Origin of the sequence: Agrobacterium sp. SORGH_AS 787, assembly GCF_030819035.1 — a bacterium.
GTDB lineage: Bacteria > Pseudomonadota > Alphaproteobacteria > Rhizobiales > Rhizobiaceae > Agrobacterium > Agrobacterium larrymoorei_B.
Genome location: NZ_JAUTBG010000002.1, coordinates 900,166 through 919,436 on the forward strand (window position 1 = coordinate 900,166; position 19,271 = coordinate 919,436).

At 61.1% G+C, this 19,271-nt stretch carries 18 protein-coding genes and 1 riboswitch; of the genes, 4 read left to right on the forward strand and 14 right to left on the reverse strand.

The window, feature by feature from the left end; translation table 11 throughout:
• Positions 1–2 precede the first annotated feature (2 nt).
• Genes cobM through cbiE form a run of 3 tightly spaced genes read right to left on the reverse strand, consistent with a single transcriptional unit; the run spans position 3 to position 2,403 of the window.
• Positions 3–767, reverse strand: a complete 765-nt coding sequence (gene cobM / locus QE435_RS13655; RefSeq protein ID WP_349041701.1) for a precorrin-4 C(11)-methyltransferase — start codon at positions 765–767, stop codon at positions 3–5.
• Complete coding sequence (locus QE435_RS13660; RefSeq protein WP_349041702.1) at positions 764–1,141, reverse strand: cobalamin biosynthesis protein; 378 nt, start codon at positions 1,139–1,141, stop codon at positions 764–766. Before QE435_RS13660 ends, cobM begins: the two co-directional genes overlap by 4 nt.
• Positions 1,138–2,403 (reverse strand): precorrin-6y C5,15-methyltransferase (decarboxylating) subunit CbiE, encoded by a 1,266-nt coding sequence (gene cbiE / locus QE435_RS13665; protein WP_349041703.1) that lies wholly within the window; start codon positions 2,401–2,403, stop codon positions 1,138–1,140. Before cbiE ends, QE435_RS13660 begins: the two co-directional genes overlap by 4 nt.
• Between cbiE and QE435_RS13670 the strand changes: the two genes are divergently transcribed.
• Positions 2,402–3,181, forward strand: a complete 780-nt coding sequence (locus QE435_RS13670; RefSeq protein ID WP_349041704.1) for a cobalt-precorrin-6A reductase — start codon at positions 2,402–2,404, stop codon at positions 3,179–3,181. The two genes, cbiE and QE435_RS13670, sit on opposite strands and share 2 nt — an antisense overlap.
• Here QE435_RS13670 and QE435_RS13675 read toward each other — a convergent pair.
• The 7 genes from QE435_RS13675 to QE435_RS13705 are packed head-to-tail and all read right to left on the reverse strand — an operon-like array spanning position 3,148 to position 11,515.
• On the reverse strand, positions 3,148–3,921 hold the full coding sequence (locus tag QE435_RS13675) for a precorrin-3B C(17)-methyltransferase (protein WP_349041705.1): 774 nt from the start codon (positions 3,919–3,921) through the stop codon (positions 3,148–3,150). The two genes, QE435_RS13670 and QE435_RS13675, sit on opposite strands and share 34 nt — an antisense overlap.
• Positions 3,918–4,697, reverse strand: a complete 780-nt coding sequence (locus QE435_RS13680) for a precorrin-2 C(20)-methyltransferase (protein WP_349041706.1) — start codon at positions 4,695–4,697, stop codon at positions 3,918–3,920. The genes QE435_RS13675 and QE435_RS13680 overlap by 4 nt, the downstream gene beginning before the upstream one ends.
• A complete protein-coding gene (locus QE435_RS13685; protein WP_349041707.1) occupies positions 4,694–5,326 on the reverse strand; it encodes a precorrin-8X methylmutase in 633 nt (210 codons plus the stop codon). Before QE435_RS13685 ends, QE435_RS13680 begins: the two co-directional genes overlap by 4 nt.
• The gene (gene cobG, locus QE435_RS13690) at positions 5,323–6,696 is read right to left on the reverse strand and encodes a precorrin-3B synthase (RefSeq protein ID WP_349041708.1); all 1,374 of its coding nucleotides are present in this window, start codon (positions 6,694–6,696) and stop codon (positions 5,323–5,325) included. Before cobG ends, QE435_RS13685 begins: the two co-directional genes overlap by 4 nt.
• A complete protein-coding gene (gene cobN / locus QE435_RS13695) occupies positions 6,693–10,052 on the reverse strand; it encodes a cobaltochelatase subunit CobN (RefSeq protein ID WP_349041709.1) in 3,360 nt (1,119 codons plus the stop codon). Before cobN ends, cobG begins: the two co-directional genes overlap by 4 nt.
• A gap of 6 nt (positions 10,053–10,058) precedes the next feature.
• Positions 10,059–11,096 carry a cobalamin biosynthesis protein CobW gene (cobW, locus tag QE435_RS13700; RefSeq protein ID WP_349042859.1) on the reverse strand — a complete coding sequence of 346 codons (1,038 nt, stop codon included), beginning with the start codon at positions 11,094–11,096 and terminating at the stop codon, positions 10,059–10,061.
• Positions 11,090–11,515 carry a DUF1636 family protein gene (locus QE435_RS13705; RefSeq protein WP_349041710.1) on the reverse strand — a complete coding sequence of 142 codons (426 nt, stop codon included), beginning with the start codon at positions 11,513–11,515 and terminating at the stop codon, positions 11,090–11,092. The genes cobW and QE435_RS13705 overlap by 7 nt, the downstream gene beginning before the upstream one ends.
• 116 nt (positions 11,516–11,631) lie before the next feature.
• A riboswitch (cobalamin riboswitch) is annotated at positions 11,632–11,845 on the reverse strand.
• Between the two features lie 122 nt (positions 11,846–11,967).
• On the opposite strand from QE435_RS13705, the gene cobO reads away from it, so the two are divergent.
• Both cobO and QE435_RS13715 read left to right on the forward strand, forming a co-directional pair.
• The gene (gene cobO / locus QE435_RS13710; RefSeq protein WP_349041711.1) at positions 11,968–12,585 is read left to right on the forward strand and encodes a cob(I)yrinic acid a,c-diamide adenosyltransferase; all 618 of its coding nucleotides are present in this window, start codon (positions 11,968–11,970) and stop codon (positions 12,583–12,585) included.
• A 3-nt stretch (positions 12,586–12,588) separates the two neighbouring features.
• A complete protein-coding gene (locus tag QE435_RS13715) occupies positions 12,589–14,046 on the forward strand; it encodes a cobyric acid synthase (RefSeq protein ID WP_349041712.1) in 1,458 nt (485 codons plus the stop codon).
• On the opposite strand, the gene cbiB is transcribed toward QE435_RS13715, so the two are convergent.
• Positions 14,033–14,998 carry an adenosylcobinamide-phosphate synthase CbiB gene (cbiB, locus tag QE435_RS13720; protein WP_349041713.1) on the reverse strand — a complete coding sequence of 322 codons (966 nt, stop codon included), beginning with the start codon at positions 14,996–14,998 and terminating at the stop codon, positions 14,033–14,035. The genes QE435_RS13715 and cbiB overlap by 14 nt on opposite strands.
• Here cbiB and cobD point away from each other — a divergent pair.
• Positions 14,997–16,025 (forward strand): threonine-phosphate decarboxylase CobD, encoded by a 1,029-nt coding sequence (cobD, locus tag QE435_RS13725; RefSeq protein ID WP_349041714.1) that lies wholly within the window; start codon positions 14,997–14,999, stop codon positions 16,023–16,025. The genes cbiB and cobD overlap by 2 nt on opposite strands.
• A 79-nt stretch (positions 16,026–16,104) precedes the next feature.
• Here the strand turns inward: cobD and QE435_RS13730 are convergent, their stop codons facing one another.
• From QE435_RS13730 to QE435_RS13740, 3 genes are read right to left on the reverse strand one after another with little or no spacing between them, the layout of a single operon-like run.
• Positions 16,105–17,382, reverse strand: a complete 1,278-nt coding sequence (locus QE435_RS13730; protein WP_349041715.1) for an L-fuconate dehydratase — start codon at positions 17,380–17,382, stop codon at positions 16,105–16,107.
• Positions 17,383–17,434: 52 nt separating this feature from the next.
• Entirely contained in the window at positions 17,435–18,445 is a 1,011-nt protein-coding gene (locus QE435_RS13735; RefSeq protein WP_349041716.1) for a zinc-binding alcohol dehydrogenase family protein, read from the reverse strand.
• A 3-nt stretch (positions 18,446–18,448) separates the two neighbouring features.
• Positions 18,449–19,270 carry an amidohydrolase gene (locus QE435_RS13740; RefSeq protein ID WP_349041717.1) on the reverse strand — a complete coding sequence of 274 codons (822 nt, stop codon included), beginning with the start codon at positions 19,268–19,270 and terminating at the stop codon, positions 18,449–18,451.
• Position 19,271: the final 1 nt, after the last annotated feature.

Here is a 19,271-nt window from a genome sequence, read left to right on the forward strand (position 1 = left end):
GACTACTCCGCCGTTGGCGTTCTGAAGCGACGGACGTAGTCGGTGCTATAGAGCGCGCTTTCGCGAAAATCGGATGAGGCAAGACCCTTGCCGACGAAGATCATTGCGGTGCGCTCGACGGGCTCTTGCGCAAGGCGGGCTTCGATATCGGACAGCGTCCCGGAAATGACCCGCTCTTCCGGCCAGGAGGCGCGCACGACAATGGCGACAGGGCAATCCGCACCATAGAGCGGCGTCAGTTCCTCAACCACCTGACCGACGGCGTGGATGGCGAGATGAATGGCAAGCGTCGCACCCGTCGCGCCGAAAGCCTTGAGGTTTTCGCTCTCCGGCATTTTCGACGCCCGACCGGAAATGCGTGTCAGAACAAGGCTTTGCGCCACTTCAGGCACCGTCAATTCGCGCTTCAAAGTGGCGGCTGCCGCGGCAAAGGAAGGCACGCCGGGTGTAACGGTGTAGTCAAGCCCGAGCCGCTCCAGACGGCGGATTTGTTCACCCATGGCACTCCAGACGGAAAGATCGCCTGAATGCAGCCGGGCCACATCCTTTCCGTCTCGGGCGGCGGCAACGAACTCTGCCTCGATTTCATCCAGAGACAAGGCTGCTGTGTCGACGATGCGCGCACCGACCGGGCAGTAGTCCAGCAGCGCCTTTGGCACCAGCGAACCGGCATAGAGGCAGACGGGAGAAGCGGCGATCAGATCGCGACCGCGCAACGTGATCAGATCTGCAGCACCCGGGCCAGCGCCAATGAAGTGAACGGTCATGTCTTGTCTCCAGCAGTGGCGAAGGCCACGGTAATATCGCCGATCACCATGCGAGGCGCGATCAGTCTTGACGCTTCGCCAAGGGCTGCAAGCGCCGATGCCTCGCTGACGCTTGGTGAGCTGGCATGTTTCAAACTCAAGGCGGATCGGGTCAGTGTTCGGGCGGCAGCAGCGTCGAAATCGGCCTGCGCCACCACGACGAACGCCATGCCAAGCCGTGTCGCTGCTTCCAGCAAAGCTGGTTCATCCGCCTTCATGGGTGCCGTGGCCATGAAGGCAAATGATACCCGGTGCTCGGCAGATGCCTGCTCAAGCGCAGCCATCACCGCCTCGGGGCTCACACCCTTGCGGCACCCGACGCCAGCGACGATCACGGCACATCCTTCGGTTTGACCCAGGCCCACTGTGTGATGGGCATCGCCGCCCGCCAGCCCTGCATGTGACCGACAGGGGACGCGCGCGCCACCTCAAGCCGGATCAGAGAGCCGCCGAGTCGCGCCTGAGCGGAGAGCAGCATAGCCTCCATTTCCAGCGTCACGGCATTGGCAACCAACCGCCCGCCCGGCTTCAAAGCGCAAATTGCGTCCTCTAAAACTCCGGCCTCGCTGCCGCCGCCGCCGATGAAGATGGCATCAGGCATCGGCAGACCCTCGAAAGCATCCGGTGCCGTGCCAATCACCACATCGAGACCAGGCACGCCGAAGGCTTCGGCATTGCGCATGGCGCGCTCGGCCCGCTCTAGATTTTGCTCGATTCCGATGGCCCGCAACGATGGGTGAGATAGCATCCACTCGATACCGATCGAGCCGGAGCCCGCGCCGATATCCCACAGCAGTTCACCGTAGCGGGGCGCGAGCGATGACAGGGTAACAGCACGGATTTCCCGCTTGGTCATTTGCCCATCATGTTCGAACAGCGAATCGTCGAGCCCGCTAGCGAAGGGAAGGATTCGTGCCGTTTCATTTACAACGACCTCGATTGCAACCACATTGAGCGGATCGATATCCTCTAAGGCAAAATCCTGAGCTGTGGTTGTGCGGGTGTTTTCCCGTTCACCGCCAAGTGCTTCCAGCAGATGGAAGATCGATCTTCCAAAGCCTGCCTGCTTGAGAAGCGCGGCAATCAACGCCGGGGCACTGGCATCGGAGGTCAGCGCAATGATCTTCGCGCCAGGGTGAAGATGTGGACGTATAAGATCGATGGAGCGGCCATGCAGCGAAATGCAGGCAGTATCCTGCAAGGCCCAGCCTAGACGCGACGCGGCAAGCGAGATGGAGGACGGAGCAGGGTAGGTGATCACCTCTGCCGGATCGACCCGCCGCAACAGGGTGACCCCGACACCGTGGAAGAATGGATCGCCGGACGCAAGGACGCAGACCTTCCTGTCCTTGAGCGCCACGACGTCCGTCATGCCGACATCGAACGGAACAGGCCATGTCCGCGCTTCGCCCCTGATGGCAGCCGAGGCAAGTTCAAGATGACGTTTGCCGCCGAAGACGACCTCGGCAGCCTCGATGGCCCAGCGAGCATTTTCAGCAAGCCCGGCTAGGCCATCTTCACCGATACCGACAATGGAAAGCCAAGGCGCAGGTTTTTTGCTGGCGGAGGCTGGTGTTCCGGCATATTCACAAGCCATGACACGCTCCATCCTCATTCTCGGCGGCACAGCGGATGCCCGCATACTGGCTGGAAAGCTTCCCGACGACTCCGGCTACCGAATTTTGCTGTCCATGGCGGGCCGCACGAAGGATCCCGTCAAGCAGCCTGTCCCGATGCGTGTCGGCGGTTTTGGCGGCGCAGAGGGTTTGGCGCGTTTTATTTCCGAAGAAGGCTTCGATCTGCTGGTGGATGCGACGCACCCTTATGCAGCGCGCATTTCCGCCAATGCCGTGACGGCTGCCAAAATCGCAGGCATCGCTCTGGTCAGACTGTCGCGCCCGGCTTGGATCGCGGGAGAGGGCAACCGTTGGCTGAACGTTCCAAGCGTCGAGGAAGCGGTTGCCGCACTGGGTGCTATCAGCACAAGCGCTTTTCTGGCGCTTGGCCGACAAGAGCTCCTGCCCTTTGAGACCGCACCTCAGCACAGATACCTGATCCGCAGCGTCGATCCGGTAGAACCGCCGCTTAAGGTTCCGAATGCGCGCTACATCACGGCGCGTGGACCTTTTGCGCTTGCCGATGAGATCGACATGTTGGAGGGCGACGGGATCGAGGTGATCGTTTCGAAAAACTCGGGCGGAACGGCGGCCTATGCGAAGATCGAAGCGGCCCGCACGCTTGGCATTCCTGTGATCATGATCGACCGTCCCGCTTGCCAAGAGGCCAATGCGGTGAGCGTCGTGGTGCCGGATATCGAGACCGCGCTGTCCGCCATCCGCCATCAACTTTCCCTCTTGGAAAAGCGCGGCGAATAGACCAGCGAGGGCTTTTCCGGCCGCTCGATGATCCGCGTTTCAACCGAGCCGACAATGATACAGGTCGACATATCGGCCATGTCGCTCGACGCTTCGGCGAGAGGCACGACCCGCATGCGCTCATCCGCTCGTCCGGCAGCGCGACCGAAGATGACCGGCACCGACCCCGGCAAATGCGCCCGCAGCACATCGAAGGCCGTCGCCAGCTGATGCGGTCTTGCCTTGCTGACAGGATTGTAGAAGGCCATGACGAAGCCGGCTTGAGACGCTGCCACCAGCCGCCTTTCGATCAGCGACCATGGTTTCAAATTGTCGGAGAGCGAAATGGCGCAGAAATCGTGACCGAGCGGCGCGCCCGCTCTTGCCGCAACAGCCAGCATGGCGGTGACGCCGGGCACCACAGAAAAGTCGATGTCGCGCCATTCGGCAGGGCCGTTCTCTATCGCCTCACACACGGCAGCCGCCATGGCGAAAACGCCCGGATCCCCGCCTGAAACGACGCAGACTTTTCCGCCAGAAGCGGCCAATGCCAGCGCTGCCTCGGCGCGCGAAATTTCCTCACGATTATCCGATGCGTGACGCCGTTGGTCTGGACGCAGCGACAACCGTTCGAGATAGGGAATATAGCCGAAGAAATCCTCTGCCTCGTCCACCGCCGCCAACGCCTCCGGCGTGATCTGCGCCAGATTTCCAGGCCCGAGGCCGACGACCGTTAGGCGTCCGGCAGAGGACGATCTCATGCAATCTCTCCCGCCGGTCGATCTTTCCAGCCGGGCACGAGAACCAGAGAGAAATAGGGGGCGGGGGATTCATCGCGCTCGATCAATCGCATGGCATGTCCATTGGCCATGGTGCCACGCTCAACATAGAGCGCGCCTTCGAGCTTGCCCGCTCTCTCCAGCGCACGGCGAATCTTCGGCAGGTTGCGACCGACCTTCATGATGACAGCGCCATCCGTGCCGGACAGCCGCTCGAAAAGCGCATCCTCGCCGAGCGTACCCGGAAGGACGCTCAAGATGTCGTCTCCCTGGACGAGCGGAAGTCCGGTCATCGACCAGCAGCCGGACATGGCGGTGATGCCCGCAACGACTTCCGCCGGATAGTTGGGCGCCAGCCGCAGATGCAGATGCATATAGGAACCGTAGAACAGCGGATCGCCTTCCGACAAAACAGCTACGGTAAGACCCGCATCCAGATGGGCGGCAATGTCGCGTGCCGATTGATCGAAGAAAGCAGCGATCGCGCCGCGATAGTCGTCGCCATTCTTGTCGTGTTCGACCGTGACCGGGTAGACAAGCGGCATTTCCAGCGTGCCAGGACGAATGAAGCTTTCGACGATGCCACGGCCATTGCCCTTGCTGCCGCGCTTGCAGAAAAAGGCAAGCACGTCTGCTGTTTCGATGGCGCGCACGGCCTTCAGCGTCAGAAGATCGGGATCGCCCGGGCCGGTGCCGACGCCGATCACCTTGCCCTTCAATGCCTTTTCAGGTGCCGGATCGTAGAGGACAGCGCTCATAGACCGGCCCTCGCAACGGCGTTGACAGCCGCCGCCGTCATGGCGGAGCCACCCATGCGGCCTTTGACGATGGCGTAGGGAATGCCGAGCGTGCTTTCTTCCAGCGCGTCCTTGGATTCCATCGCACCAACGAAGCCGACCGGCATGCCGATAATGGCAGCTGGGCGAGGCGCGCCTCTCTCCAACATTTCCAAGAGGTAGAACAGCGCCGTCGGCGCATTGCCGATGGCAACCAGAGCGCCGTCGAGATGATCGGCCCAGAGATCGAGGGCGGCTGCGGAACGGGTGTTGCCGATGGACTTCGCCAAGTCCGGCGTACGCGGATCACGCAACGTGCAGATCACGGCATTGCCAGACGCCAGACGCGCCCGTGTGACCCCATGCACCACCATTTCCGCATCACACAGAATGGGTTTGCCTGCTGCGAGCGCGCCACGCGCGGCGGAAACGAAATCGGCGGAAAAACGGAAATGCCGCGCTGCCTCCACCTGTCCGCAGGCATGGATCATGCGAATGGCAATATCCGCCTGTTCGGGCGTGAAGGCGGAGAGATCCGCTTCCTCACGGATGATGGCGAAAGAGCGCTCATAGATCGCATCGCCATTGCGGATATAGTCGTACGTCGTCATATCTCGTCCTGTCGGAGCGCCGCGACAATCCTGTCCTTGCCAAGTCGAACAAGGAAGGTGCGGGCATTTTCTCCGGGCTTATGTTCTTTTTCATAGAGGCGGGCAAGCCTGGAAAGCCCGGCCTTCTGCTGATCGATGGTCAGCTGCGCATCGGGAAGGGCTGAAACCTTGGCCTGGTAGCCGAAGGAAAAACCTTCCGACGTGCCGGAAAAGGCAAGAAGGGCGGGCGCCGGATGGGCGCAGCCCTTGCCGCAACCGGAAAGATGCAAGGTGAAGGAACCATCGAGCATCGTGCCACACTCTTTGGCTGCGAACGCGGCGAGCGCTCGAACCGGCGTATAGGCCGATGCACAGGACGGTGCGCCCGCGCACACCGCGATGGCGGATCGGGGATCGTTGTCGCTAACGATGAGACCAGCCTTCTGCGCGTAATCCAGCAGTGCCGCACACGCGTCGCGATCACCAAGCGCATAGAGCCCGTGCGAAGGACCGGGCCGGATGGACCGAACGCCGAGATCGCCTGCAATCTGGCACAGCGCAGACAGCGCTTCCGAGGTGATCTGCCCAAAGGCCGGAGCGATGACGGCGGCGTGGAGGTGGTCATTGAGAGGCCACAATCGGCGCTCGTCGGTTTGGCTCAATGTCCCGATGTCATGCGGTGGAGCGCGGACGTCTGATGAGATCGGCAGGAGACGATCCCCGTAGGCATTATGCGCAGCCGCCCTATCCAGATCGCGCCCGCGCGCATCCGGTCCTCGCTCCGCCAGGTGAATGAGCAGGTCGATGACGCAATCCGCGGCATCTTCCGTTCGCAAAGCCCCTACAAGCAGCGCCTTTTCTTCCGTGCCACCCAGCATCAACAGCCAGAGGACGTCGCCGCCCCGCTGGGCCGCTTTGAGCCTGATATCGGCAAGCAGCCCACCCATCGGAGCCCGACCACCGCCATCGACGATAACCGACATCTTCGCGGCCAGCTTCGCGTCGAGACTAAGCGCCGTGGCCTTATGGCTGATGAGTTCAACGATCAGTTCCGGATTGGCGACTTCGCTGTCGTCTATCCCGGCAAGCGGTGAGGCTTCGACGGCAAGCCCCTGCCGCAAGGGCAGTTGCAGCGCCAGCACATCATGCTCCAGTCCAACAGCGCTTTCGGCCGTCAATCCACGAAATTGAAGGCTGCCACGCGCGGTCACATCCAGGAGTCCATTGCCGTGGCGGCGTGCAAGATCGCCGAGACGACCGAAATTACTCGGCGACAGCGAAGCGGTAAACGCCACCCGCGACAACAGTCCATCGCCCGTTCGCATTGGGGCGGAGAGGGCAGGGCAGACGCCTCTGCGAAAAAAGGGCTGGACCTGAGGAAGTGGCTTCATGCCGAGACCCTCTTGGACAAGGCCTCGGACGAGCGCGGCGCGAGCAGCATTTCCAGTTCCGCATCCACGGCGTTGCGGCGGCTGTGCCAAAGATTGCGGCGGCGTGCAGACAGGAAGCGTTGCGCCATCAGTTCCGCAGCCTTGGGGTTTTCCCGTAAAATGAAATCGCGCACCTCTTCGTTGCCGAAATAGGCATCGTAGAGCGCTTCGATCAGCGACGAGGAAACGGCCTGCGTGGTTTCAGCAAAGCCAATCAGCCGGTCGACGGTCTCTGCAAATTCGGCGGCACCGCGCGGACCATGGCGCATCTGTCCGGCGATGAAGCGCGGATTGACGGCACGGGCTCTGACCACGCGGGTGATTGCCTGGGCGATGGAGCGGGCACGCGGCCGGGCAGGATCGGTCGTATCCAGCGCCACCACATCCGCCGCCTGTCCAAGCTTTGCCTTGGCGGCGGCAAAGCCGCCAACGAAGGCGACGTCGGACGAACCATCCAGAAGATCGCGACCCGGATCGTCACCGGTATGAACCAGAAGTTCAGCGCGTTCGACTTGGGCAGCAAAGCCTGAATCGGAGAGGATCGACAAGCCATCTGCCCCACCAAAGGCGTGGCTGGCCGCGTCCAGATAGGCTTGGCCCAACTCTTCCCGCTCGTCCCAATCGCCGCTTGCCAAGGCCTCTTCGATGCCAGCGCCATAGGTACCGGGAGCCGAGCCGAAAATGCGTGCTGGGATACGACCGAGAGAGGCCGTTTCCTCCGCCAGAGGATTATCGCCGGACGACTCTTCGCGTGAGGCAATCGTCCTTGCCGCCGCATCGAGAAGGGCAATCAGAGGCGGGAACATATCGCGGAACAGGCCCGAAATGCGGAAGGTCACGTCCACCCGCGGGCGTCCGAGCGCGGCTGGCGGCAGAACTTCGATGCCGTTGACCCGGCCGGTCGCCTGATCGTAGATCGGACGCGCACCCATCAGATGCAGCGCCTGACCGACATCTTCGCCGCCATTGCGCAGCGATGCGGAGCCCCAGAGATCGAAAACCAGATGCCGCGGCCAGTCGCCATGGCTTTGCAGATGATGGCGCAGCACCTCTTCGCCTGCCGCTTTTCCAAGCTCGAAGGCCGTCGGTGTCGGCATGGTACGCGGATCGGCAGCATAGAGATTGCGCCCTGTCGGCAGCACATCCAGTCGTCCGCGTGCGGGTGCACCTGAGGGACCCGGCACGATATGGTGACCATCCAGCGCCGCCAGCAGCGCAGCTTTTTCTTGGGCAGCACTTTCGCGCCTCAGAGAATCCGGCTCATCGTCGGCGCAACGCCCGAACACATGTTGGCCGTCCTTAATGGCGAAATCCTTGAGGTCGCACAGAAAGGCATCGATCCGGGTGAGTGCTGAATCCGCGTCCTCCGCCGCGCCGATACCGGCATCGGCGGCGAGCCCCGTCTCGAAGGCCTTCTCGACGATCAGCTTTGCCAGACGGTCGCGGCGACGGCGATCAAGCCCATCGGCCTGGGCATATTCGTCCACCAGTTGCTCGAGCGCGGCCTGCTCCGGCGAAAGACCGGCGGCAACCAGTATGGGCGGAATGTGCCCGATGGTGACGGCAGCGATCCGTCGTTTGGCAACAGCAGCCTCCCCCGGATTGGAGACGATGAAGGGGTAGATGACCGGCAGCGGTCCAGTGACGATTTCCGGGAAGCAGGTTTGCGACAGCGCGACCGTCTTTCCCGGCAGCCATTCCAAGGTGCCGTGAGCGCCGACATGGATGATCGCATGCGCGCCGAAATCCTGCTGCATCCAGGCACCGAAAGCCGCAAGCGCATGACGCGGCGGCAAGGCCGGATCGTGGTAGTCCACCCGCCTGTCTACTTGGCGCCCCCGGTCTGGAGCAAGAGCGACGACAACGGAGCCGAAACGGGCGGCGCGGAAGTGGAACGCCTGATCAACCACAGCCTCGTCGTCAGCGGCATCGCCCCAGGCCGAAGCCATTCCGGCCCGTGCCTCCTCAGGAAGCGTGTCGAAATAGGTTCGGTATTGGGTGAGAGGAAGAGCGGCGTTCTCCGTCTCGATCCGATCCAGAAGCTCGCGTGCGGTCTCCGGAATATCGCCGAGTGCATAACCCGCATCCCGCAAATCACGCAGCATCTCCAACACGCTTTGGGGCACGTCGAGACCCACGGCATAGCCCGTGCGACCGGGTGCGGCACCGGGATAATCCGGCATCAGGATGACAAGGCGCCTTTCCCGGGCTGCAGTCCGCGTCAACCGAAGGAAGGCGGCAATACGACGAGCGACCTGCTCGACCCGGTCTGACTCTGGGGCGTTGATCAGCCCTTGGCGCCCGTCAGGATCGGACTGTTTGAATGAGATCGCACCTGCCAGAATGCGCCCATCGAGTTCCGGCAAGACCACATGCATGGCAAGATCGGATGGATTGAGGCCCCGCATGTTCTCGGCCCAGCCATCGCGCCGGGTCGTGGCCATGATCACTTGGAACACCGGCACGCCCACCCGGTCGAACAGGCTCGTGCCGTCCTGATCCGTCTGGCTGGCAAAGGCAGTGGCGGCGATAATGGCAGCGGGTTTCAGCGGTACCAGCGCGTCTTCGAGGAATCGGATCGCTTCACCATCCTTCAGGCCGCTGACGAAGATCGGCAGGGGTGCGAAACCGCGGGACTTCAGCGCCTCGAAGAGCGCATCGATTGGTGCAACATCGGCAGCCAGAAGCATGGAGCGATAGAAAAGGATGGGAAGTCTTATCGCTTCGGGGGCAAAAGCCGCGAGCACCTCATCGACATGGACGGCGCCAAGACCCGGCAGATAGAAGCCGGACTTCGGCAGCGGCTCCGGCGTGAAGCCAGGCCAGGCACCCTCCTCAGCAAAAGCGGCAAGACCTTCCGAAAGCCGGCGCATGTTCTGCGGGCCGCCTTCGCGGAAGAAGGAGAGGATTGAAGCGAGCCACGTCTGGTCGATTGTGGATTGCGCCTCGAGCTTTTCGTCGCGCTCGCTACACTCACCCGGCAGGAGCAGGAGCTTGACGCCGCGCCTGCGCGCCATCATCGCCAGCTGATCGACGCCGTAGCGCCAACGGTCCGCCCCGCCAAGAATCCGGATAAGGATCAGCTTGGCATGTTCTGCTGTCTTTTCGATCCAGAGGTCGACGGACATAGGATGGCGCAGTTCGGAGAGATTGGCGACGCTGAGCGAAACGCCAGATTCTTCAGGCCAGGCGTGCTGCAAACCGGCCAGATCGCTTGACGAGAAAGACAACACCACCACATCCGCCTGGGGCTGGTTGAGATCAACCGGCTCGATCAGGTCGTCTAGCGACGAAGATGTGGTGGCGAGAATATGCATGATGCGTCAGGCAGCCAGCATCTGTTCGATCTTCTCGCGGTTGAGGCCCTTTTCGCCAATTACCACCAGCGCAGAACGCCGCACTTCGCCCGCAGCCCAAGGGCGATCGAAATAGTGGTTCACGCGCGAGCCGACCGCCTGAACCTGCAAACGCATCGGCTTGGCCGAGACTTCGACGAAACCTTTGATGCGCAACACATTCTCGGAGGCCGCGGTTAGAGCGATACGCTCCGCCAGCGACTCAGGATCGGATACCGCGCCAAGCTCGACGACGAAGCTATCGAACTCGTCATGATCGTGGTCTTCCTCCTCGTCATGGTGGGTATGGCGGTTTTCGATATCGTTCTCGACCGCAAGCCCGAGACCGATGAGAACCGCAGGATCGATCTGGCCATGGGATGCGACGACGATCTTCGCAGCCTTTGGCAGATGCTCGCCGATATGCGCCTTGGCGCGTTCCAGACCATTCGCATCGAGAAGATCGCCCTTGGTCAGCACGATCAGATCGGCGCAGGCGATCTGGTCTTCGAAGACTTCTTCGACCGGATCGTCATGATCGAGCGCTTCGTCATTGGCGCGCTGGGCGGCGAGCGCATCCATGTCATGCGACACCATGCCTTCCGCCAAGGCCGCACCATCGGCCACCGCAACGACGGCGTCGACGGTCACGCGGCTTTTGATTGCCGGCCACTGGAAGGCCTGCACAAGCGGCTTTGGTAGTGCGAGGCCCGAGGTTTCGATCAGGATATGTTCGACCTTGGGCTGGCGGCTGAGGATCTGTTCGATGGCCGGCTGAAAGTCGTCAGCGACCGTGCAGCAGATGCAGCCATTGGCAAGCTCGACGATATTTTCCTCCGGGCAGCTTTCGATGCCGCAGCCTTTGAGGATTTCGCCATCGATGCCGACATCGCCGAACTCGTTGACGATGATCGCCAATCGCTTGCCATCGAGCTTTTCGAGAAGGCCGCGCAGCAGCGTGGTTTTGCCGGCGCCCAGAAAGCCGGTGACGATGGTGCAGGGAACGCGCTCTAGCGTGGTCATGATGTCTCCTCGACGAAATTCAAAGGGGGAATACGCGCGACCATGCCGCGCTTCAAACTATCGGGACGGCCGCGCCAGGGCATCAGGCCATCGGTGGACGTGGAAAGCAGGCGCGCACCGGTGATGAGATCCTCGGCGTTTTCAGGCGTCAGCCCGCCAAACACATAGGACCAGCCGTCGGCTGTGCGCATTGCGGCGCTGGCACCACGCTTGCAATTGGCGAGGCAATTGACGCTGTGCACCTCGACATTTACCTCGGCGCCAAGCGCGATCGCCGCTTGCGCGAGAAGCGCACCAGGACGGGGCTCCGCATTTGGCTCCGCCTCGTCGCGGCAGCTGCGACAGACATAAACGACCAGGCCGGACGCTTCGCGCGTGTCGGTTGATCCTTCAGTCCGTGACGATGTTGAGGTGATATCCAAACCGTATCCGCTTCCGCCATTCAAACATGCAAGGGGTGCGGATACCGAAGACGGAATGCGAGACAGCGCAAACCGAAACTCGGCGAGACCGACTGACCGGAGCACCCCGCCCGGCAGACGTTTTGTTCTGAAACGGCAGGTCTCCTGGCTTGCGGCTTGAACGAGCGCCCTTGCACCGCCTTCCCGGATCGAAATCCAGTGGCTTTACGGTGTGGGCTCGCCGCTTACAGTTGCGGGGGCAGCCACGGATTGACCCGAGAAGTGGGCGGAACCGTGTTCCCTCTTAGCTTTTCCCGTTGCCGGAAAAAGACCGTCAGTGCCTTACCTTTACGGGCAAGCCGCGGCTTGGTCAATGCAGGCGTTGGCACGCGGCTCATCGGCTCCATTGCGGAGGAGGGCGTTTTGACTATAGTCGCCGCTTCTAAAAACGGCTCGGAAGGACGTGGGACATCATGACACGCGAGATCAGCGACAGCGAGGCCGCCCGCCACCGCGAAAAGATGGTGAACCGCAAGAGCGTGCAGGATGCCGAAGTCGCCGAAAAGACCATCGAGAAGGGTCTGCTGATGGTCAATACCGGTCCCGGCAAGGGCAAGTCGACGGCCGCGTTCGGGCTTGCGCTTCGAATGCTCGGCACGGGAAGACGCGTCGGCATCGTTCAGTTCATCAAGGGTGCGTGGTCGACCGGCGAGCAGCAGGCGCTGACCATTTTCGGCGACCGGGTGGAATGGCGCACCATGGGCGAAGGTTTCACGTGGGACACGCAGGATCTGAAGCGCGACGTCGCGGCAGCCACGAAAGCCTGGGACGAAGCCAAAATGCTGATGGCCGACGAAACGATCGGACTTCTGGTCTTGGACGAGCTGAACATCGCGCTTCGCTACGACTATCTCGATCTGACGGAGGTCGTCGCCACCTTGCAGAACCGCCGCCCTGATCTCCACATCATCGTTACCGGGCGTAACGCCAAGCCACCGCTCATCGAGGCAGCTGACATGGTGACGGAGATGACGCTGGTGAAGCACCACTTCAAGGCAGGCGTCAAAGCCCAATCCGGCATCGAGTACTGATCCATGGCCGCCAGATCCATCATGTTTCAGGGAACCGGCTCGGATGTCGGCAAGTCGCTGATGGTGGCAGGTCTGGCGCGCGCCTTTACCCAGCGCGGACTTTCGGTTTTGCCCTTCAAGCCGCAGAACATGTCTAACAACGCGGCGGTGACGGCAGATGGCGGCGAGATCGGCAGGGCGCAAGCTTTGCAGGCGCGCGCCGCTGGCGTGCCGCTGTCAGTGCACATGAACCCGGTTCTGTTGAAACCCCAGAGCGAAACGGGTGCGCAGGTCGTGGTTCAGGGAAAAATTCTCGGCAATGCGAAAGCAGCCGACTATCAACAGATGAAGGCCGGGCTGATGCCCCGGGTGCTCGAAAGCTTCGAGCATCTGAAAGCCCGCGCCGATCTGGTCCTCGTGGAAGGTGCCGGCAGCGCTTCGGAAGTCAATCTGCGCGCCAACGACATTGCCAATATGGGCTTTGCCCGGGCAGCCGATGTCCCCGTGATCCTGATCGGCGATATCGACCGGGGAGGGGTCATTGCCAGCCTCGTCGGCACGAAGACAGTGGTGGATGCGGACGACGCCTCGATGATTGAGGGATTCATCGTCAACCGTTTTCGCGGCGACCCTTCGCTCTTCGATGAAGGCATGCGCGTTATTGCCGAGCATACTGGCTGGAGCTCCATCGGCCTCCTCCCGCATTTCGCCGAGGCATCGCGCTTGCCCGCCGAGGACGCGCTCGGCTTAACCGGCGCAAGCCAATCAAAGCCCGGTGCGAAAATCCGCATTGCCGTGCCAATCCTGCCGCATATCTCGAACTTCGACGATCTCGATCCGCTCGATATGGAGCCGGATGTCGAACTGGTGCGCGTGCGCCCTGGAGCCGCCATTCCCGGCGATTGCGCCCTCATCCTGCTCTGCGGATCGAAATCCACGATTGCCGATCTGGACGTCTTGAAACAGGCTGGTTTCGATATCGACATCAAGGCGCATCTTCGCCGTGGCGGCTTTGTGCTTGGTCTCTGTGGCGGCTATCAGATGCTGGGACGTGTCTTATCGGATCCGGACGGCATGGAAGGTCCGCCTTCCACCGTCGAAGGTCTTGGGCTGCTCAATGTCGAGACGGTGCTGACGGGAGACAAAAGGCTGGTCTCGGTAGAGGGGCGCAGCTTCGATGGTAAAGCCTTCTCCGGCTACGAAATGCATGTGGGCGTCACGAAAGGCGACGACTGCAATCGTCCCTTTGCCACGATCGGCAATCACGTCGATGGTGCAATCTCAGCGGACGGCCGCGTTTTCGGCACCTATGTCCATGGGCTGTTTGCTGATGACGGACAGCGCAGCGCCTGGCTGCAGAGGCTTGGCGGGCAATCGTCTGCCCTGAATTACGAAGCGCAGGTGGATGCCGTTCTGGATCGGTTGGCGGACCATATGGAGCGCCACCTCGATCTCGACGCACTGTTGTCTATAGCACGGTAACCAACGCCAGAAGGCCGAAGAGCCCGATCAACAGACTGTCGGCGATCCACGCGAGTTTCAGCGCCTGGCGAATATCGGTTGCCGTCAGATCCCGCCGTCCGCCTTCGCCCATGAAGCGCGCCTGGATCATCTGTCCGCCGTAGGATCGTGGTCCCGCAAGTGCAAAACCAAGCGCACCAGCCAGCGCCGATTCCGGCCAGCCGGCATTGGGAGACCGGTGATGCTTCGCATCGCGCGCGACTGCACGCAGGGCGCCTTGCGGTGATGCGCCTTTGACGAAGACGGCAGCGACGATGAACAAAACAGCCGTCAGGCGCGAGGCGGGAAGATTCACCAGATCGTCTACTCGAGCCGATGCCCAACCAAAAGCCTCGTGGCGCGGCGTGCGGTGACCGATCATGCTGTCAGCCGTATTGATGGCTTTATAGCCAGCGCCGCCCGGTAGCCCGAGCAGACCGAGCCATAATGATGGCGCCACAATGCCATCGGAAAAATTCTCCGCCAGGCTTTCGATGGCCGCCCGGCACACCGCCGCCTCATCCAGTTGATCGGGATCGCGGCCAACGATCATCGACACGGCTCTTCTGCCGCCTTCGAGGCCTTCGCTTTCCAGCGCGGTGGCCACCGCCTCGACATGTTGCTCCAGGCTTTTTTGTGCCGGAAGCGAAGCACCGACGACGGCGACCAGCAACAAGCCCAGCGGAAGAACCAGAAGGACATTCTGCAAGGCGAGCGAGATGGAGACGGTGACGCCGAGAAGCACTACAAGCGCCAACACGCCTTTGGCTTCACGATTGGAAAATGATCCCTGTTCCCGGTTCCATTTTCTGTCGAGCAGCGCGATAAGCGAACCGATCCATGTGACCGGATGACCGATGCGGCGAAACAGCCAGTCGGGATAGCCGACAAGGCGTTCGATCAGAAGCGACAGGAAAGCGAGAGCAAAGAACATGGGCGATACGGGACCGGTGACTATGCAGGCTGCGATCCGTCATGGTGGCGATCTGGGGCGGGCGCGGGCGTCTTTTCCGCTGGCACCAGAACCCTGGATCGATCTTTCCACGGGGATCAATCCGCATTCCTATCCGCATTCTCCCGTTCCTGCCAGCGCCTTTGCCCGCCTGCCCGAGCCTTCTGCCTTGAACCACTTGAAGGAAGTCGCCGCCGCAGCCTTCGGCGCGCCCTCTGCGGCGCATATTGTCGCTGCACCTGGAACGCAGATGTTGATGCCATTGCTGGCAGAACTCGCCCTGCAACGAGGTGCAAAACGAGCCGCGGTTCTCACACCCGCTTACGCGGAACATGCCAGAACGGCGCGAATGGCAGGCCTCGACGTTGCAGAGGTGTCCAATTTCTCGAACCTCTCCGATTTCGACTACGCCGTCGTCATCAATCCGAACAACCCGGATGGTCGGGTCATGGGGCGGAGCGAACTCTCAGCTCTTGCCTCCGAGATGAGCCGCAAAGGCGGCCTGCTGGTGATTGACGAGGCCTTTATCGAAACCGGCTATGGTGCAAGCTTGGCCGACGCCACTGAGATCGATGGGCTGATCGTCCTGCGATCCTTTGGAAAATTCTACGGAATGGCGGGGCTCCGTCTCGGCTTTGCCGTTGCGCATCCGGAGATTGCCATACGGCTGGAGCAGCGTCTGGGGCCGTGGGCCGTCTCAGGCCCGGCGCTGCATGTAGCGGCGGAAGCGCTGGCGGACAATGGCTGGCGTGACGCCATGCGACTCCGGCTAAGGACAGACGTTGCGCGTCTCGATGCAATGTTGACGAGCGCAGGTCTCACCATCGTGGGCGGCACCAGCCTTTTTCGTCTCGTGCGTGATGCACGGGCAGCCGCACTATTCGCCCAGCTTGCCAATCGCGGCATTCTTGTTCGCGTCTTCGATGAGCGTCCGAACGATATGCGCTTCGGTCTTCCCGGCACAGAAACAGAATGGGTGAGGCTTGAAGCTGCTCTTTCAGAGCTTTAGATCGCTCCTATCTCCGCTGACAAAAAAATGCTCGGGACAAGCCCGAGCATAAAAAGGTCCGGGAGGAGAACTCGAAACCTCAGCCCTTGAAGGTATAAGCCTCAATGGACTCCGGCTTCATTTCGATGGAGAAGCCCGCCATCTTCGGCGGCATGTAAGCGGCGTTCTGGATGTCGCATGGTTCGAAGAAGTGCTCATGCAAATGATCGACATACTCGATCACGCGGCCTTCCTTGGTACCGGACACGACCAGATAATCGATCATCGACAGATGCTGAACATATTCGCACAGACCCACGCCACCCGCGTGCGGCCAAACGGGCAGATTGTATTTTGCGGCGATCAGCAGCACAGCGAGAACCTCGTTCAGACCGCCCATGCGGCAGCTGTCGATCTGCACGACGTCGATCGCGCCTTCGGCGATGAACTGCTTGAACATGATGCGGTTCTGGCACATTTCACCGGTCGCGACCTTGACCGAACCAATGGCTTGGCGGATCTTGCGGTGACCGGCAACATCGTCCGGGCTCGTCGGCTCTTCGATGAAGAAGGGCTTGCAGAAGGCGAGCTTGTTGACCCACTCGATGGCTTGATCAACTTCCCAGACCTGATTGGCATCGATCATCAGATAGCGATCTGGACCGATGACCTCACGCGCAATGGTCAGGCGACGAATATCGTCCTCCAGATCGCGGCCGACCTTCATCTTCACGTGGTTGAAGCCGGCATCGATTGCTTCGTGGCAAAGGCGACGAAGCTTTTCGTCGCTATAACCGAGCCAACCGGCCGAAGTGGTGTAGCAGGCGTAGCCCTCTGACTTGAGGATATCGACGCGCTCCTTCTTGCCGGCTTCCGCCTTCCTCAGGATGGCGAGCGCATCCTCGCGCGTCAGAACGTCGGTCAGGTAGCGATAGTCGACGATATCGGCGATCTCTTCAGCGCTCATATCGGCCACGAACTGCCAGACAGGCTTGCCAGCCTGCTTGGCGAGCAGATCCCATACGGCGTTGACGACGGCACCGGTGGCAAGGTGCATGGCGCCCTTGTCGGGACCGATCCAGCGCAGCTGGCTGTCGCTCGTCAGGTGGCGCCAATATTTGCCGGGATTCTCGATGACGGTGGCGAGATCGGTTCCAACCACCAGATGCCGCATCGCCTTGATCGCCATGCAGCAGATATCGTTGCCGCGGCCGATGGTGAAGGTCAGTCCATGACCCTTCAGCGAAGGCTCATCGGTATCGAGAATGACGTAGGCCGCAGAGTAATCCGGATCTGGATTCATCGCATCCGAGCCATCGAGGCTCTGTGAGGTGGGGAAGCGCAGATCGAAAACGCGCAGGTCGGTAATCTTGGTCATGGCCGTTTACTCGCGGTCAGGGGTCATTGAATGAGGGAGGCTCGTCGGCATTTCAGGCCACTTCCACCATGCCTTTGATGACGCCGGCGCGCGGGTCGGTCAGACTGGCAAAGTTGGCGGGTACCTCTGCAAGCGTCATGCGGTGAGTGATCAGCGCTTCCGGCACACGACCGGCACGCAGGGCTTGCAGCACCCGCTCGAAATCTTCCGGCGTTGCGTTGCGGCTGCCGAGCAATGTCGTCTCGCGCTTGTGGAATTCAGGATCGTTGAAGCTGATATCGCTGGCGACGATGGAAACGAGAACATAAGCACCGCCATGGCCAACGAAGGAGAAGCCTCGCTCCATGGCCTTCGGATTGCCGGTGGCGTCAAAGACGACATCAAAGAAGTTGCCTTCGGTGATATCGTTCAAACGATCCTTGTCGCCTTCGCCAAGCTGCACGATATTGGCGACGCCGAGATGATCACGGCAGAAGGACAGCCGGTCTTCGCGGCTGTCGATCATCGTCACCGTCGCACCATTCATCACGGCAAAGACAGCAACGGCCATACCGATCGGACCGGCACCGACGATCAGCACATGCTGGTCCTTCTCGACCGCACCGCGACGCACCGCATGCGCACCGATCGCAAGGAACTCCGTCATCGCGGCCTGATCGAGGGAGAGACCTTCTGCCTTCAACACAAACTGCTGCGGCACGCTCAGATACTCCACCATGCCACCATCGCGATGAACGCCGAGCACGCCGATATTGCGGCAGCAATTGCTCTTGCCCTTCAGGCAGGCACTGCAATGGCCGCAGGATATGTAGGGAATGATCGTGACGATATCGCCGGCTGAAAGACTGCTGCCCTGCGGCGCTTCCTCGACCGTACCGGACAATTCATGGCCCATGATCCGCGGATAGGAGAGGTAGGGCTGGTTGCCGGTGAAGATGTGCAAATCCGTGCCGCAGACACCGATGCGGCGAATACGGACCAGAACTTCATTCTCCGCTCGAGACGGCTTTGGCAGTTCCTTGGAAACGAGGAGACCGGGTTTGTCGCAAAAGATCGCCAGCATGAATCACCTGTCCGAAAGAGAATAAAAATCTATGGCGTTTCCGCCGAAAACCTTGGAGTGGTGCTCTTGCGGAACCACATCCCGGCAAAAGTCCAACCAGCCTTGATAGTCGCCAGCAAGGCGGATCACCGGCCAGTCGCTACCGAAAATCACCTTTTCCGGGCCGAAGAGCTCCAGGATCGTTTCAGCATAGGGCCGGACCGCTTCCGGCTTCTGATCTCCGCGCTCCACCAGAAGACCGGAGAGCTTGCAGTGAACGTTGGGCAGGGCGGCGAGAGCGGCCATGTCGCTCCGCCAATCCACATAATGACCTGTCGCAATCTTAGGCTTTGCGCCATGATCGATGACGATCTTCAATGCCGGGTGACGGCTGGCAAAACGCAGCAGATAGGGCAGATGCGGCGGCAGAACCAGCGCATCGAAAACGAGGCCATTTTCCACCAGCGCTTCGACTGCAGGATCGAGTGCCGGATCGTCGATCCATTGCACGTCGGTAATATCCTGCAACATCGGGCGCACGCCTTTCAGGGCGCGATGGGAGGCAAGCCGGGCGATGTCCTGCGGCGCATCCGCTCCCTTCATGTCCACCCAACCGACGACGCCCTTGATGAAGCTGTTGTCATCGGCAAGCGCCAGCATGAAATCCGTGTCGGCAGCTTGTTCCATCGTCTGCACCAGCACGGTCCCGGAAACACCAGCCTTTTCCAGCAAGGGCTGGAGATCTTTGGGCAGAAAATCCCGATAGATCGCCTCAAGCGAAGCCGGCGGCCATTGACCCTGCCGGTCTTTCAGCAGCCAGAAATGCTGATGGGCATCGATAAGCATG

Coding starts and splice junctions, on each gene's coding strand:
- cobM (WP_349041701.1), bottom strand. CDS start 767: ATGACCGTTCACTTCATTGGCGCTGGCCCGGGTGCTGCAGATCTGATC.
- QE435_RS13670 (WP_349041704.1), top strand. CDS start 2,402: ATGACACGCTCCATCCTCATTCTCGGCGGCACAGCGGATGCCCGCATA.
- cbiE (WP_349041703.1), bottom strand. CDS start 2,403: ATGGCTTGTGAATATGCCGGAACACCAGCCTCCGCCAGCAAAAAACCT.
- QE435_RS13675 (WP_349041705.1), bottom strand. CDS start 3,921: ATGAGATCGTCCTCTGCCGGACGCCTAACGGTCGTCGGCCTCGGGCCT.
- QE435_RS13680 (WP_349041706.1), bottom strand. CDS start 4,697: ATGAGCGCTGTCCTCTACGATCCGGCACCTGAAAAGGCATTGAAGGGC.
- QE435_RS13685 (WP_349041707.1), bottom strand. CDS start 5,326: ATGACGACGTACGACTATATCCGCAATGGCGATGCGATCTATGAGCGC.
- cobG (WP_349041708.1), bottom strand. CDS start 6,696: ATGAAGCCACTTCCTCAGGTCCAGCCCTTTTTTCGCAGAGGCGTCTGC.
- cobN (WP_349041709.1), bottom strand. CDS start 10,052: ATGCATATTCTCGCCACCACATCTTCGTCGCTAGACGACCTGATCGAG.
- cobO (WP_349041711.1), top strand. CDS start 11,968: ATGACACGCGAGATCAGCGACAGCGAGGCCGCCCGCCACCGCGAAAAG.
- QE435_RS13715 (WP_349041712.1), top strand. CDS start 12,589: ATGGCCGCCAGATCCATCATGTTTCAGGGAACCGGCTCGGATGTCGGC.
- cobD (WP_349041714.1), top strand. CDS start 14,997: ATGGGCGATACGGGACCGGTGACTATGCAGGCTGCGATCCGTCATGGT.
- cbiB (WP_349041713.1), bottom strand. CDS start 14,998: ATGTTCTTTGCTCTCGCTTTCCTGTCGCTTCTGATCGAACGCCTTGTC.
- QE435_RS13730 (WP_349041715.1), bottom strand. CDS start 17,382: ATGACCAAGATTACCGACCTGCGCGTTTTCGATCTGCGCTTCCCCACC.
- QE435_RS13735 (WP_349041716.1), bottom strand. CDS start 18,445: ATGCTGGCGATCTTTTGCGACAAACCCGGTCTCCTCGTTTCCAAGGAA.
- QE435_RS13740 (WP_349041717.1), bottom strand. CDS start 19,270: ATGCTTATCGATGCCCATCAGCATTTCTGGCTGCTGAAAGACCGGCAG.